Source organism: Acidovorax sp. Leaf191 (genome assembly GCF_001424425.1).
Lineage (GTDB): Bacteria > Pseudomonadota > Gammaproteobacteria > Burkholderiales > Burkholderiaceae_C > Acidovorax.
The window spans coordinates 597296-610496 of sequence record NZ_LMPT01000001.1; the positions used below are offsets into that span (position 1 = coordinate 597296).

The following is a 13201-nucleotide window of genomic DNA, read 5'->3' on the forward strand; positions in this document are numbered from 1 at the left end:
AACAAGGGTGTCGTGATCACGGGTGCCGCTGGGCGCCGTCAGTCGCGTGTGTTGTCGAAGTTGGGCAGTTCGTCGGTGAACATCACCATCCGCACCACACCCTGGCGGTCCAGGTGGACGTGGGCCAGGCGCGGGTCGGAGTTCTGCCGGAAGCGGTACGTCCAGATGTCGCCGTCAAAGCGTGCCACCCGCTCCACGCGCAGCGGCGGGCCGAAGGTGCCCTGCACATCGCGGACGGTCCAGATGCCGACGGGAATGGTCTCGAAACGCGTCTGCGTGAGGACCTGTTCGTTGCGAACCAGCCTGCCGGACGCATCGAAGTCGAGGTTGTAAGCGGCAAACCCGGCGGGAAGCTCCGAGTACAGCAGCCGCTCGCCCGACGGCAACGCCACCACGGCGGTCGGTGGCCCTTGCCGGGCCATGACCTCCGCACGCAGCGCGCCAGGCTTTTCGCTGGCCACCAGCGCGCAGCCCGCCACCAGCGCCGCCAGCGCCAGCACTCCGCCGCCCCGCAGGGCGCGAAGCGCCGTGCCCGTCACTCTCGGGCCCCCCGCTGCTGCTTGAGCATCTTGGTCTTGATCCGGTTGCGCTTGAGCGGTGAGAGGTACTCCACGAAGACCTTGCCCAGCAGGTGGTCCATCTCGTGCTGGATGCACACCGCCAGCAGGCCATCGGCCTCGATGACGCGCGACTGGCCATCGGCGTCGAGGGCGCGCACATGGACGGCATCGAAGCGCTCCACGCCGTCGTAGATGCCGGGCACCGACAGGCAGCCCTCGTCATTGAGGTGCTTTTCGGCGCTGGCCCAGACGATCTCGGGGTTGATCAGCACCAGAGGCTGGTCGCGCCCCTCGGAGACATCGATCACGACGAGGCGCTCGTGCACATCGACCTGCGTCGCCGCCAGGCCGATGCCCTGGGCGTCATACATGGTCGCCAGCATGTCGGCCACCAGGGCCCGGGTGCGGTCATCGACGGCCTCCACGGGGCGTGCGACCTTGTGGAGCCGGGGGTCCGGGTAACAGAGAATGGGAAGGATTGCCATGGATGCAGGTAAGAGATGTCGCTATTTTCGCCACTTTTGCCGCCCGCTGCAGTATTGCAAGCCAATAATCGTTGCCGAATCAAGGGCTTGAGCAGAGAATCTAAAAAGGTTTGTAACTTAGTTGCCTGGTTGTTCGCGTGGCGCGAAAGCCAAGGCGCCAGTGAGGGGGCGTTTCACAATGCATGAGAAAAGGAACAACATGACGGCATTCACCAGCGTGCGGCGGACCGCCATGGGCGCGCTCACCATCGTTGCTGGCGCTGTTTTGGTGACCCTGCCCGCTCAGGCGCAGAACTACCCCATCTCCGGAGAGCAGCGTGCCACTGCACAGCAGGTGTCCGAGCGGGGCATTCCGCTGGCCGAACTCGCCGCCAGCGCCCCCGACACCTACACCGTCAAGCGCGGCGACACGCTGTGGGGCATCTCGGGCATGTACCTCAAGCGGCCCTGGCGCTGGCCTGAGCTGTGGGGCATGAATCTGAAAGAAATCCGCAACCCGCATTTGATTTTCCCCGGTCAGATTCTGTACCTGGACAAAAGCAATGGGTATGCGCGGCTGCGGACCACTCCACCCGGCGCTTCTACGGCCGAGCCGCAGACTGTGCGCGTGTCTCCCCGCACTCGCAGCGATACCTTGGCGGACACGGCATTGCCGACCCTCAAGCCGCACCTCATCGAGCCATTTCTCGTCGAGCCCCTGGTGGTGGATGCCCAGGTACTGCTGCGTGCCCCCCGCATCGTTGCCACCACGGAAGACCGTGTGCTGATGTCCAGCGGTGATCGCGCCTACGTGCGTGGCGACCCGGCAGCACCGGTGCGTGCCGAGGCGGGTGAGCCTCGTTTCTACCGGGTGTTCCGGGATGCCGTGGCCATGAAGGACCCCGTAACCGGCGAGATTCTGGGTTATGAGGCGCAGTATCTGGGCAAGGCGGAGTTGGTGCGCGGAGAGATGTTTGAGGAGATTCCGGACGGCAAAGGTGGGCGCATCTCCGAATACATTCCTGCGACCGTGGATTTGTCTGGCTCCAAGGAGGAGATCCGCGCAGGCGACCGTCTCCTTCCCGCGCCTGCGCGGGCTTTCACGAGCTATACGCCGCGTGCACCGGAGATGGAGGTTGAAGCGCGCGTCGTGTCCATCTATGGCAGTTTCTCTGCCGCGTATGCGGCCCAGAACCAGGTCGTGGCCATCAATGTGGGCACGGATGACGGTATTGAACCCGGTCATGTGCTGACGCTTCTGACCAAGGGCGACCGCATCAAGGACACCACCGACAGTTCGAAAGCCGTGATCAAGCTTCCGAGTGAAATCAACGGAACCGCGATGGTATTCCGCACGTTCGAGCGCGTCTCCTATGCGCTTTTGCTGGAGATCAACAGTGGCGTTCGCGTCGGTGACCGATTGACCAACCCTCGTTGATTGATTGATTGATTGATTGATTGATTACTGACTGACGTCCCCGCCGCTGTCGTCTGCCCTGCGCGCAGTCGATGCGCGGCAGCTGTGCCCAATCCCGTTCATGGACCGCGAAGAACTCGGCGCATGGTTGCGCCTGACCCTGAGCCAGGGCGTTGGCAACAGCACGGCGCGCGCCCTGCTGGCGCGGTTTGGCTTGCCGCAAGCGATCTTTCTGCAGCCTGAAGCCGAGCTTCGGCAGCACGTGACCGCAGCCCAGGCCCGGGCTCTGTGCACGGTGCCAGGCACCTGGGACACTCTGGTGGAGCTGACCTGGCGCTGGCTGCACGAGGCCGACCCGCAGGGGCCTGCGCGCGCCGTCATCACCCTGGGCGACACCCGTTATCCGCAGGGGCTGCTGGAGACCGAAGACCCCCCGCTTGTGCTGTACCTGATGGGGCCCGCCCGCTTGCTGGCGCGCGCCCCGTTCCCTGCCGGTCGTTGCCTGGCGGTGGTGGGCAGCCGCAATCCGACGGCCCAGGGCGCCGAGAATGCGCGGTTGTTTTCCAGGGCGCTGCATGGCGCCGGTTTGACCATCGTCTCGGGGCTGGCCCTTGGCGTGGATGCCGCCGCGCATGAAGGTGCGCTGGACGTGGCGACGGCGGGGGCCGCGGTGGCTTCCACCATCGCCGTGGTGGGCACGGGGCTGGACCGGGTCTACCCCCGCAGGAATCTCGATCTTGCGCACCGCATTGCGGCCCGCGGACTGCTGGTCAGCGAATACCCGCTGGGCACGCCGCCCCTGCCCGCCAATTTTCCCAAGCGCAACCGCATCATCTCCGGCGTGTCGCAAGGCACCCTGGTCGTGGAGGCCGCGCTGGCGTCCGGCTCCCTCATCACGGCGCGCATGGCCGTTGAACAGGGCCGTGAGGTTTTTGCCATTCCCGGCTCGATCCACGCACCGCAGTCGCGGGGTTGCCATGCCCTGATCCGCCAGGGCGCCAAGCTGGTGGAGTCGGCGCAGGATGTGCTGGAAGAGTTGCGCCTGCCGCCTTGCGCGCAGCAGTCGGCACCTCCACCCGCGCAGGCGGCCACCGAGGGCATGACCGACATCGATGGCGTCGATCATGTCGATGATGCTGGCAACGCAGAAGTGAACACGCCGGTGCCCGAGACCCCGCTGCTCCAGGCGCTGGGGTTTGATCCCATCAGTGCGGACGCGCTGGTGGCGCGCACGGGCATGGCGGCCGCGGCCTTGCAGGTGGGCTTGCTGGAGCTGGAACTGGACGGCCGGGTGGCACGCCTGCCGGGCGGCCTGTTTCAGCGCCTGGCATCTGCCTGAGCGCTGCCTTGACGGGGGCGGGACCTGGCGACAAGACCAGGCGCGAAGGTTGAGGAGACCGGGCGCTACATCGCGCCGGCCGCCGCTGCCGCGCCCGCAGCGGACCGTGCTTCAGCCCAGCAACCGCTCCGGGTTCGCGTCCAGCTTGGCCAGTGCATCCCGCGTGGCGCGCACCGTCAGGCCTTCTTCGTCCTGCGGAACCAGCAGGCCCGCCTGCAGATACGCCGCCAGCCGGCGCAACTGGATCAGGTAGCTGCTGCCATCCACGGCGGCGAACAGATGCAGCTGCTTGCGCTGGCTCTGCCACGCGTACTGCACCTGCGCCGACGCGCCGTTGTGGTCCAGCGTGTACCAGGTGCCGGGCTGCAGCTCCTGGGCCCAGGCCACCATGTTGTCTTCCACCGGGGCGCCGTTGTCGGCCACCACGTGGATGGACGATGCGTCGATGCCGAGCATCATCTCGATGTTGTCGGCATTGAGCGGCATCTCGCCCAGCGTCGCGTCGCCGATGAAATCTTCCAGGTTCGACAGCCGCTTGGCCATCGCATCGATGTGCGCCTGGGGGATCGATGCGGTCTTGGACAGGAAGGCGTCGGCCAGCGTATCGGTCAGGGTCTTGATCTGCGCATCCTGCGGGGCGCCGTTCACCCCCAGAAGCTCCAGACCCTGGCGCAGCCGCTGCAGCAGGCCCGGCAGGTTCTGGATGACCTGCGCGCGGTCGCTGCGGTGCGGCTTGGCGCTGGCGGCCCACACCAGGTCGGCGGCGGTGCGCTTGAACGCAATGGTGTCCACATGCTGGGCGCCATCGCGCACGGCCGACAGGGCCAGTACCTCGGCCCAGGTCTTGAACAAAAACTCGCGGATCTCGTCGCGCACCGGCATGTCCTTGAGCATGGTGCGCAGCTCGATGGTGTACTGGATGGCCAGCGTTTCCTTCTGCTCCACCTGCTGGGCCACGCTCACCAGGCGCGATGTGGCCTGCTTCTCGGTCAGGAACTTGGACAGGAATTTCTCGAATTCGTCGTAGACCAGCTGGAACACGCGGCGGCCGGTCTCGGGGTACTGCTCGATCACCTGCACGACACGGCGGATCTCCGCCTCCAGCGCGCTGCCGTTGATGCTGGTCGCGTCAAAGCCCATCACGCAGGCGCCCATGCGGTCGATCAACTGGCGCGCGGGGTGGGTCAGGTTGCTGAAGAACTCGGGCTCGGCCAGCGCCACGCGCAGCACCGGCACCTGCAGCCGCGCAAACCACACGCGCACGGCGGGGGGAATGCGGTCTTCTGCCAGGATGCTCTGGAACATCAGGGCCACGACTTCGATGATGGCTTTCTCGCCCGCGGACGATGCCTTCTTCTTGAGCTCGGTGGAACGCTCGCGCACGGCGCCTGCCACCTGCACCACGCCTGCGGGGCTGTAGTCTTCCATCAACGTGGCCACGCCACTGTAGTACGTGTCTGCCTGCACGCGGTGCGCCGTCAGTGCATGCGCCAGGGCGGCCGAGGCCGGGGGCGCGTTCACCATGTCAAAGCCGGTGGCCGGCTGCGTCAGCAGCCTTCGCAGCTGGCCCATCACGCCCTGGGCCCGCTGCCGGGCGCGTGCCAGCGGTGTCATGCCCGTGGCAAAGCCCGTGGGCATGCCATGCTGCGGATAGCCGGGGGGCTGCTGCTGCATGCGCTGCTGGGGGTATTGACCCATGGGACCCGCTGGTCCCATACCTCCCATGCCCGCCATGTGGCGGCCGGGCGGGGCCATCATGCCGCTGCGCGCCGCAGCGGCTGCCGCCATGGCGTCGCGTGTCTGCGCGAGTGCCTGGGAGGCCAGGCCGCCCGCGCCGGACTCGCCGCCCGCACCGGCCACACCACCGCTGGCCGTGCGGCGCACGCGGGATTTCAGGTCCGCCTGTGGCGTGACGCCCTGCTCCACATAAAAGACATTGACTGCCTGGTACTGCTTTTGCAGCAGGTTGGCCAGTTCCCGCTGCAGCGGGTCGACCACCACCTGCAGGTCGGTGCGCGGCATGCCGGCCTCCACCCACTGCTCCACCAGCAGCACGCAGACCGTTTCGGGCCGCAGGATGTCGTTGCTGTCCAGGTCCTGGCCTTCCAGCGACTGGGTGCGCTGGCGCAGGGTATCGAACTGCGGGCCGACCTGCTCGTTGAGCGTGAGCGCCATGCGGGAGGCGAGGATCTTGTTCTCGACCACGTCGTCGCTGAGCAGCTCGAACTGATTGCCCGGCCCATTGGGTGTGAGCTGGCCGCGGTTGGTGCTGGTGTGCGGCGCCAGCGCCTCGCGCCAGGCCTTGGCGGCGCGGTCGGTCCAGACCGCACGTCGCTGCTGGTAGAGCATCCAGGTGTCGCGGTGGGCCTGCATCTCGCGGGCCGTACCCGTCTGGGTGATCAGCGTGGTGAGAAAGTCCAGAACGACCTTGTCCAGGTCGACCAGGCCGCTGCAGATGCCCTCCACGAACCGCTGGCGCGCCTGCCGGGCCAGGCGGCGCTGCGGGACGGACGACGGTGTGGGCTGCATGGACAGATATTAGCGGCTCAGACCGTGGCTCCGGCATGGGGATCGTTCGGATCCTCGTCCTTTTTGGCAGGCTTGATGAGGTCTTCGCGTTTCACACCCAGCCACATCGCGATGGCGGCCGCCACGAACACGGACGAGTAGATGCCGAACAGGATGCCGATGGTCAGCGCCAGCGCAAAGTAGTGCAGGCTGGGGCCGCCGAAGAAGAACATCGACAGCACCATCGCCTCGGTCGAGGCGTGGGTGATGATCGTGCGGCTCATCGTGCTGGTGATGGCGTGGTCGATCACCTCGTGGGTGGTCATCTTGCGGTACTTGCGGAAGGCCTCGCGGATCCGGTCGAAGATCACGACCGACTCGTTGACCGAGTAGCCCAGCACCGCCAGCACGCCCGCCAGCACGGCCAAAGAGAACTCCCACTGGAAGAACGCGAAGAAGCCCAGGATGATCACCACGTCGTGCAGGTTGGCGATGATGGCCGCGACGCCGTACTTCCACTCGAAGCGGAAAGCCAGGTAGATCACGATGCCGACCACCACCATGGCCAGCGCCATGAGGCCGCCGTGCACCAGCTCCTCGCCCACCTGCGGGCCGACGAACTCGGTGCGGCGCAGCGTGACTTCAGGGTTGGCGGCCTTCAGCGCCCCCAGCACCTGCTCGCTCTGCTGGGCAGACGTCACGCCCTTTTGCACGGGCAGGCGGATCATCACGTCGCGGGCGGTGCCGAAGTTCTGCACCTGCACGTCCGGGTAGCCCAGGCCCGAGACGGTCTCGCGGACCTTGGCCAGTTCGGCCGGCTGGCTGTAGGCCACTTCCATGACCGTGCCACCGGTGAACTCCACCGACAGGTGCAGCCCGCGCGTGAGCAGGAAGAACACCGCCAGGGCAAAGGTGAGGAAGGAGATCGCGTTGAAGATCAACGCGTGCTTCATGAAAGGGATGTCTTTTCGGATGCGGAAGAATTCCATGTCTTCCTCCTTTAGTTCGTCTTGGCCACAGCGGTGTCGGACTCAGGCTTCCACACCTGGCCGATCGACACGCTCTTGAGCTTCTTCTGGCGGCCGTACCAGAGGTTCACCAGGCCGCGCGAGAAGAACACGGCCGAGAACATGCTGGTCAGGATGCCGATGCAGTGCACCACGGCAAAGCCGCGCACCGGGCCGGAACCGAACGCCAGCAAGGCCAGGCCCGCGATCAGCGTGGTCACGTTCGAATCGAGAATCGTCGCCCAGGCGCGCTCGTAGCCCGCATGGATGGCGGCCTGCGGAGACACGCCCGCGCGCAGTTCTTCGCGGATGCGTTCGTTGATCAGCACGTTGGAGTCGATCGCAACGCCCAGCGCCAGCGCCATGGCGGCAATGCCAGGCAGTGTGAGCGTGGCCTGCAGCATCGACAAAATGGCCAGCAGCATCAGCACGTTCACGGCCAGCGATATCGTGGAGAACACGCCGAACAGCGCGTAGTAGATGCACATGAAGACGGCGATCGCCACCATGCCCCAGACCACGCTGTGGATGCCGCGCTCGATGTTGTCGGCGCCCAGGCTCGGGCCGATGGTGTATTCCTCGATGATTTCCATCGGAGCGGCCAGCGAGCCCGCGCGCAGTAGCAGCGCGGTGTCGTTGGCTTCGGCCGTGGTCATACGGCCGGAGATCTGCACCCGGCCGCCGCCGATTTCGCTGCGGATCACGGGGGCCGTGACCACTTCGCCCTTGCCCTTTTCGAAGAGCACGATGGCCATGCGCTTGCCCACGTTCTCGCGCGTGATGTCCTTGAAGATGCGCGAGCCCTTGGCGTCCAGCGTGAGGTTCACGGTGGGCTCCTGCGTCTGGCCGTCAAAGCCGGGCTGGGCGTCGGTGAGGTTCTCGCCGGTCAGCACGACCTGCTTCTTCACGATGATGGCCTGGCCGCTGCGCTCCAGGTAGCGCTCGGAGCCGAACGGCACCGGGCCGCGGCCGGTTTCCGCAGAGCGGGCCTCGGTGCCTTCGTCCACCATGCGCACTTCCAGCGTGGCGGTGCGGCCCAGGATGTCCTTGGCCTTGGCGGTGTCCTGCACACCGGGCAACTGCACCACGATGCGGTCCAGGCCCTGCTGCTGGATCACCGGCTCGGCCACGCCCAGCTCGTTGATCCGGTTGTGCAGCGTGACCATGTTCTGCTTGAGCGCCTGCTCCTGCACCTTGCGGGTGGCTTCGGGCTTGATGGCGGCGCGCAGCTTGAATTCGCTGCCGTCAGGCGTGCTCGTGACCTGCAGGTCGGTGAACTGGTCCGTGATCAGGTTGCGCGTGGCCGTGAGCGTGGCCTCGTCGCGCACGCGGATGTCGATGTTCTGGCCGTCGCGGCTGATGCCGCCGTGGCGGATGTTCTTGTCGCGCAGCGCGGTGCGGATGTCACCGGCGTACGACTCTGCCTTCTTGGTCAGAGCCGCCTGCATGTCCACCTGCAGCATGAAGTGCACGCCGCCGCGCAGGTCCAGGCCGAGGTACATCGGGTTGGCGTGCAGCGCCTTGAGCCACAGTGGCGAGCGCGACACCAGGTTCAGCGCGACGATGTAGGACGGATCGTTGGCGTCGGGCACCAGCGCCTTTTGCAGCGCGTCCTTGGCCTTGAGCTGGTTGTCGGGCGTGTCGAAGCGCGCGCGCACCGAGTTGCCTTCCAGCGCCACGAAGTCGGGCGTCACGCCAGCGGCCTTGAGCGTCTCTTCCACCCGCTGCTGCACGGCGGCGTCCACCTTGATGGTGGCCTTGGCCGACGAGACCTGCACTGCAGGCGCCTCACCGAAGAAATTGGGCAGGGTGTACAGGGCCCCCACCAGCAGCACGATCACCAGGATCGCGTACTTCCAGACCGGATAACGGTTCATGATCGCGCTCTTACCTCAGTTGTCCATGGCGCCATGCGCGCCAGCAGCCCCATGAGCCTGCGCCTGGCCATGCCAGACATGCCGTGGCACTGGCGTGGCCAGACCACCGGCATCGCCCGCCTCCTTGCGCGCAGCGCGCAAGACGAAGAGGGAGGCAGCGCAGTCGCTCAGGGGGTTGTTCTTCTTCACTTCACCGAGCCCTTGGGCAGGACTTGCACGACAGCGCTGCGCTGCAGTTGCACTTCCACGCCACTGGCGATCTCGATGTGCAGGAAACCTTCGGACAGGCGCGTCACCTTGCCGACGATGCCGCCCGAGGTAGCCACTTCGTCGCCCTTGGCGATGGCGTCGATCATGGCGCGGTGCTCCTTCTGGCGCTTCATCTGGGGCCGGATCATGACGAAGTACAAGACCACGAACATGAGAACCAGGGGCAGCATGCTCGTCAGCGAGGACATCATGCCGCCGCCGCCAGCGGCTGCGGCGGGTGCGGTCTGGGCAAAAGCGGAAGAAATAAACACGGGTGGCACTCCACAACGGATGGTCAAAATACACAAAAACCGCCCACGCAGGCGCCTGGGCGCCCGCCAAGGCGGAACAGGACATTGTATGCGGCCCCCCGCCTGCGCCCCAAGGGCGAAGACCCAAGCCCGCGCCGGGTGTTTGCTGCACAGGCGCTGCAGGCAGGGTGGTTGCATCCATATGAATAAAAATGGCCGCTAACGCTTGATGGGTAAGCGCTAGAAGCTCCTTAATTCATAGCAAAAGGCCCGCGGGGTGCGGGGCCCTGGGGTCGCAGATGCAGCCAGCAGGCTGGACTTCAAGCCGCCCGACGTCCGGTGAAGGCGCCTGCACCACCTCGGTACCTGGGCCATCAGCCAGTGTCATTCCGAGCGCGCCATCGTCAGGGGCGCTCTTTCGCTTGGCCATTGCCGCTGAGCGCTCAGCGCCCAGAAATACTCAGGCGCTTGTGGGTAAAGAAAGTATTACCTCCGAGAGTTTTGAACTGCACGAATTCGGGCGAAGGGGCGCTGCTACCGGCCGTTTTCCAAGCGAAAAGCCCCGTGGGGCTGGGATCAGGAGGCAGCGGTTCGGTTGCAGCAGCAAGTGCCGCTTCGTAGTACGCAACATATTTCGCGTGCCACTGTGTATTGGTAGCGTCATTAACGATGGCCAACCGATCGTCGATCATTCTGCTTTTCTTGTTGGCGATGCTGGGGTAATGCGCAAAACCTTCAAACTGCACATTTCCGCGGTCGTTCGCAGTCACGATATCCCTCAAGCTGCCTGCTCCTGCTGCCATGAATTCCTTGGCACTGCCGGACTCGAGCCGATTCACAATCACGCGGCGCATCATGCGCATAGCATCTTTGATTGCTTCAGGGCCAGTGATGTTGTAGCGTTTCCATTCCTGTGGATCCGGTACTTCCGCCAGAAAGAGCCGGATCAGCAACCCGGCATCGGAGTTCTGATCTGGAAAAGTCACCGCCTTGCTGACGTTGACACTCACCAGCGCGGGCGTCACCGTCAGTGTGGACATTCCCTCGCCACGATTTGATTTCAGCATCAGCTTGGCATTGCCCGCGCTGCGTGCAGTGACCTCGAAAGTCCACGAGTCTGCGCGGCTGTTGTGCGTGTTGCTCGTGAGCTCCAGCACATGGGGATAGTCACTCACGGCCACCAGTGTGTAGCGCTTGTCGATGGCTTCCAGCTTGACGCGCAGAACGTTACCCTCCACAAGGTCAACCGCCCCAGGCACAGGGCTGCCGTAGGCGTATTTCAATAAGGCGTTTGGCATGTAATTCCTCCCCTTGCTGATCGATATTTTTTTGAACTATTGCGCTGACTTAGCAGGCTTGAATGCAGGAATTCTCACTTGGACACCCACTCGCTGACACTGAGCGAGCTTGTGATTGACCCAAGGGCGGCTGACCAGAAAGGTGCTGGTACCTATGTCTTCGTCGGTCGGGACCACGCCTGTTTTGAGATTGATCCCGCCACTGGCATAAGCCAGCGCATGTCCCGCCGTCACTGGGTCCAGAGCTGGATCTGACCGATAACGTTGCCCATCTTTTACGGAGTTGATTTGTTGAAGATAGGCGCCTTCATGCCAAATCATCCATAAGAGAGTTTCATCGCTGTCACCCGCACCTTCAGCCTTGAACGCCTGTTGTACGAAGCAAAACGTGTTCAGGTACCCGTTGGCTTCTTCCTCTGCAAGATAGGAGCGCAGCGTAGTCCGGCTCGGCATTCTTCGGGGGTCGGGCCTGGAGAACTTGGGGTCGATGGCCGGATAGGGGTTGGGCTGCGAAGGAGGTGCTGCTGCCGTAGCAGGTTCCGCGGCGGTGGCAGTGGCCGCGGCGGTCAACGCGAACGCCAGCGCAAGGCTGGCGGAAACCCGGTATGCAAAGGTGGTGGTCTGCATGGTCTGGCACCGCTTCGATGGGAGAGGCACTATAGAGCCGGGCGAACACGGAAATATCGAATGCTGGCCGCCTAAGCGCTGGTCAACTTGTCATTGATCTATTTGCGTCGTTTGCACTGTTTTTTAGAGCACTTTCCGCCGATGGTGGGCGCTTGGATTGAGCGTCTTAAAACGCATCGCGCGGCACGGGCGGGCGGAGTGTGGAAATACGGATTCGGGCACCTACCCGCCGACACTGGGCGAGCTTGTGGTCAACCCAAGCGCGGCTGACCAGAAAGGTACTCCCACGGATGTCATCGTCAGTCGGGACGACATCTGTCTTGAGGTTCACGATGCCGGTGGCGGATGCCATCGACCGCCCCCCTTGTAGCGTCATCGAGTGCGGGATCGGGTCGATAGCGTTGCCCCTGCGGGACGGTGTTGACATCCTGAATGGTCATCCCCTCATGCGAGATCATCCACACCACGCTCTCGCCTTTTTCATCAGGGCGGCGCGGCTTGAATGATTGCTGAACGAAGCAGAAAGTATTCGCTTGCATGGTTCCCTCCATTTTGCTCAGCAACGCGCGCAGCGTGGCGCGGCCAGGCATTCGGTGGGCATCGGGCTTGGAGAACGAGGGGTCGATTGCGGGATAGCGCATGTCGGCCGGAGCGGAAGCTGTTCCCGCAAGGGATGCGCCAATTGCCGCAGGTATCCCTGCAGTCAAAACAAAAGCCAGCGCAGTGATGGCGTGTATGAGGCATGCAGTGCAGGGCATGGGCCGCATGCTTTCGTGTCGCTCGCTACATTCTCAGGAGGTGTGGCGCGGCACAGTTGGGCGAAATGCGGGGATGCGCACTCGGGTGCCCACACGCCGGCACTGAGTGAACATGTGATCGACCCAGGGGCGGCTCACGAGAAACGTGCTGCCACCGACGTCCTCGTCAGTTGGAACCACGCTGGTCGTAAGGTCCACCGTGCCGGTTCCGTGAGCCATTGACCGCCCCTCTGCCACTTCATCCAGCGCATCGTCGCGCTCAAAGCGCTCTCCAGGGCCCAAAAGATTGACGAGGTGGATGGACTTCCCCTCATTCCAGATCATCGACAACACGCTCAACCCCGGCTCAGCCGTATCTGGCGCATCCAGCCGCCGCTGCACAAAGCAGAACGTGTTCGACTGCCGGTGGCTTTTCATTTCGCTCAAAAACGACCGCAGCGTGGTCCGGCTCGGCATTCTTCGGTCGTCGGGCTTGGAGAACGCCGGGTCGATGGCCGGATAGGGGTTGGGTTGTGACGCAGGCGCCGCTGTCGCAGCAGATTCCGCGGCGGTGACAGCGGCCGGGGCGGTCAACGCGAACGCCAGCGCGAGGCTGGCGGACATCCGGTGTGCAAAGGTGGTCGTGGGCATGGTCTGGCACCGCTTCGATGGGAGGGGCACTATAGAGCAGGCCACAGGCGTAACCGTCGAACGCTGGCGCCCGTGCGGTGGGCCGGCATGTCATTGGTTTCTTTGCTGCGTTGGCCCTGCTGTTGAAGCACTTTCCCCTGGGGGCGGGCCTAGGTGCTGCCGCTCACCGACCAGGCACCCCAGGAGTCAAAGCGCGATGGGCCCCAGAGGGGCCCA

The 13201-nt window shown here is 64.5% G+C and carries 13 protein-coding genes; 2 read left to right on the forward strand and 11 right to left on the reverse strand.

The window, feature by feature from the left end:
- Positions 1-38: 38 nt before the first annotated feature.
- Together ASG27_RS02630 and def are read right to left on the reverse strand one after the other, a co-directional pair.
- A complete protein-coding gene (locus ASG27_RS02630; RefSeq protein ID WP_056411102.1) occupies positions 39-539 on the reverse strand; it encodes a hypothetical protein in 501 nt (166 codons plus the stop codon).
- Positions 536-1045 (reverse strand): peptide deformylase, encoded by a 510-nt coding sequence (def, locus tag ASG27_RS02635; RefSeq protein WP_056411104.1) that lies wholly within the window; start codon positions 1043-1045, stop codon positions 536-538. The genes ASG27_RS02630 and def overlap by 4 nt, the downstream gene beginning before the upstream one ends.
- A 199-nt stretch (positions 1046-1244) precedes the next feature.
- Here def and ASG27_RS02640 point away from each other — a divergent pair, with 199 nt between their 5' ends.
- Both ASG27_RS02640 and dprA read left to right on the forward strand, forming a co-directional pair.
- The gene (locus ASG27_RS02640) at positions 1245-2462 is read left to right on the forward strand and encodes a LysM peptidoglycan-binding domain-containing protein (RefSeq protein WP_082485717.1); all 1218 of its coding nucleotides are present in this window, start codon (positions 1245-1247) and stop codon (positions 2460-2462) included.
- Between the two features lie 100 nt (positions 2463-2562).
- Positions 2563-3780 (forward strand): DNA-processing protein DprA, encoded by a 1218-nt coding sequence (dprA, locus tag ASG27_RS02645; protein WP_056411107.1) that lies wholly within the window; start codon positions 2563-2565, stop codon positions 3778-3780.
- Positions 3781-3891: 111 nt separating this feature from the next.
- Here the strand turns inward: dprA and ASG27_RS02650 are convergent, their stop codons facing one another.
- The 9 genes from ASG27_RS02650 to ASG27_RS02680 all read right to left on the reverse strand — a co-directional run bounded on the left by ASG27_RS02650 (position 3892) and on the right by ASG27_RS02680 (position 12985).
- A complete protein-coding gene (locus ASG27_RS02650) occupies positions 3892-6309 on the reverse strand; it encodes a DUF1631 family protein (RefSeq protein WP_056411109.1) in 2418 nt (805 codons plus the stop codon).
- 17 nt (positions 6310-6326) lie between these two features.
- Positions 6327-7277 carry a protein translocase subunit SecF gene (gene secF / locus ASG27_RS02655; protein ID WP_056411112.1) on the reverse strand — a complete coding sequence of 317 codons (951 nt, stop codon included), beginning with the start codon at positions 7275-7277 and terminating at the stop codon, positions 6327-6329.
- A gap of 11 nt (positions 7278-7288) precedes the next feature.
- On the reverse strand, positions 7289-9172 hold the full coding sequence (gene secD, locus ASG27_RS02660) for a protein translocase subunit SecD (RefSeq protein ID WP_056411113.1): 1884 nt from the start codon (positions 9170-9172) through the stop codon (positions 7289-7291).
- A 15-nt stretch (positions 9173-9187) separates the two neighbouring features.
- Entirely contained in the window at positions 9188-9361 is a 174-nt protein-coding gene (locus tag ASG27_RS26455; RefSeq protein WP_156370419.1) for a hypothetical protein, read from the reverse strand.
- The gene (yajC, locus tag ASG27_RS02665; protein ID WP_056171299.1) at positions 9358-9693 is read right to left on the reverse strand and encodes a preprotein translocase subunit YajC; all 336 of its coding nucleotides are present in this window, start codon (positions 9691-9693) and stop codon (positions 9358-9360) included. Before yajC ends, ASG27_RS26455 begins: the two co-directional genes overlap by 4 nt.
- A 422-nt stretch (positions 9694-10115) precedes the next feature.
- On the reverse strand, positions 10116-10970 hold the full coding sequence (locus ASG27_RS02670; protein WP_056411116.1) for a hypothetical protein: 855 nt from the start codon (positions 10968-10970) through the stop codon (positions 10116-10118).
- Between the two features lie 36 nt (positions 10971-11006).
- On the reverse strand, positions 11007-11597 hold the full coding sequence (locus ASG27_RS25690) for a hypothetical protein (RefSeq protein WP_082485718.1): 591 nt from the start codon (positions 11595-11597) through the stop codon (positions 11007-11009).
- 299 nt (positions 11598-11896) lie between these two features.
- Complete coding sequence (locus ASG27_RS25695; protein WP_235503875.1) at positions 11897-12355, reverse strand: hypothetical protein; 459 nt, start codon at positions 12353-12355, stop codon at positions 11897-11899.
- Between the two features lie 33 nt (positions 12356-12388).
- On the reverse strand, positions 12389-12985 hold the full coding sequence (locus ASG27_RS02680) for a hypothetical protein (RefSeq protein ID WP_156371485.1): 597 nt from the start codon (positions 12983-12985) through the stop codon (positions 12389-12391).
- Positions 12986-13201 lie beyond the last annotated feature (216 nt).

Excerpts from the sequence above, each read along its gene's own strand:
- ASG27_RS02680 (WP_156371485.1), bottom strand. The coding sequence starts at position 12,985 with ATGCCCACGACCACCTTTGCACACCGGATGTCCGCCAGCCTCGCGCTG.
- ASG27_RS25690 (WP_082485718.1), bottom strand. The coding sequence starts at position 11,597 with ATGCAGACCACCACCTTTGCATACCGGGTTTCCGCCAGCCTTGCGCTG.
- secF (WP_056411112.1), bottom strand. The coding sequence starts at position 7,277 with ATGGAATTCTTCCGCATCCGAAAAGACATCCCTTTCATGAAGCACGCG.
- ASG27_RS25695 (WP_235503875.1), bottom strand. The coding sequence starts at position 12,355 with ATGCCCTGCACTGCATGCCTCATACACGCCATCACTGCGCTGGCTTTT.
- dprA (WP_056411107.1), top strand. The coding sequence starts at position 2,563 with ATGGACCGCGAAGAACTCGGCGCATGGTTGCGCCTGACCCTGAGCCAG.
- secD (WP_056411113.1), bottom strand. The coding sequence starts at position 9,172 with ATGAACCGTTATCCGGTCTGGAAGTACGCGATCCTGGTGATCGTGCTG.
- ASG27_RS02640 (WP_082485717.1), top strand. The coding sequence starts at position 1,245 with ATGACGGCATTCACCAGCGTGCGGCGGACCGCCATGGGCGCGCTCACC.
- ASG27_RS02650 (WP_056411109.1), bottom strand. The coding sequence starts at position 6,309 with ATGCAGCCCACACCGTCGTCCGTCCCGCAGCGCCGCCTGGCCCGGCAG.
- def (WP_056411104.1), bottom strand. The coding sequence starts at position 1,045 with ATGGCAATCCTTCCCATTCTCTGTTACCCGGACCCCCGGCTCCACAAG.
- ASG27_RS02670 (WP_056411116.1), bottom strand. The coding sequence starts at position 10,970 with ATGCCAAACGCCTTATTGAAATACGCCTACGGCAGCCCTGTGCCTGGG.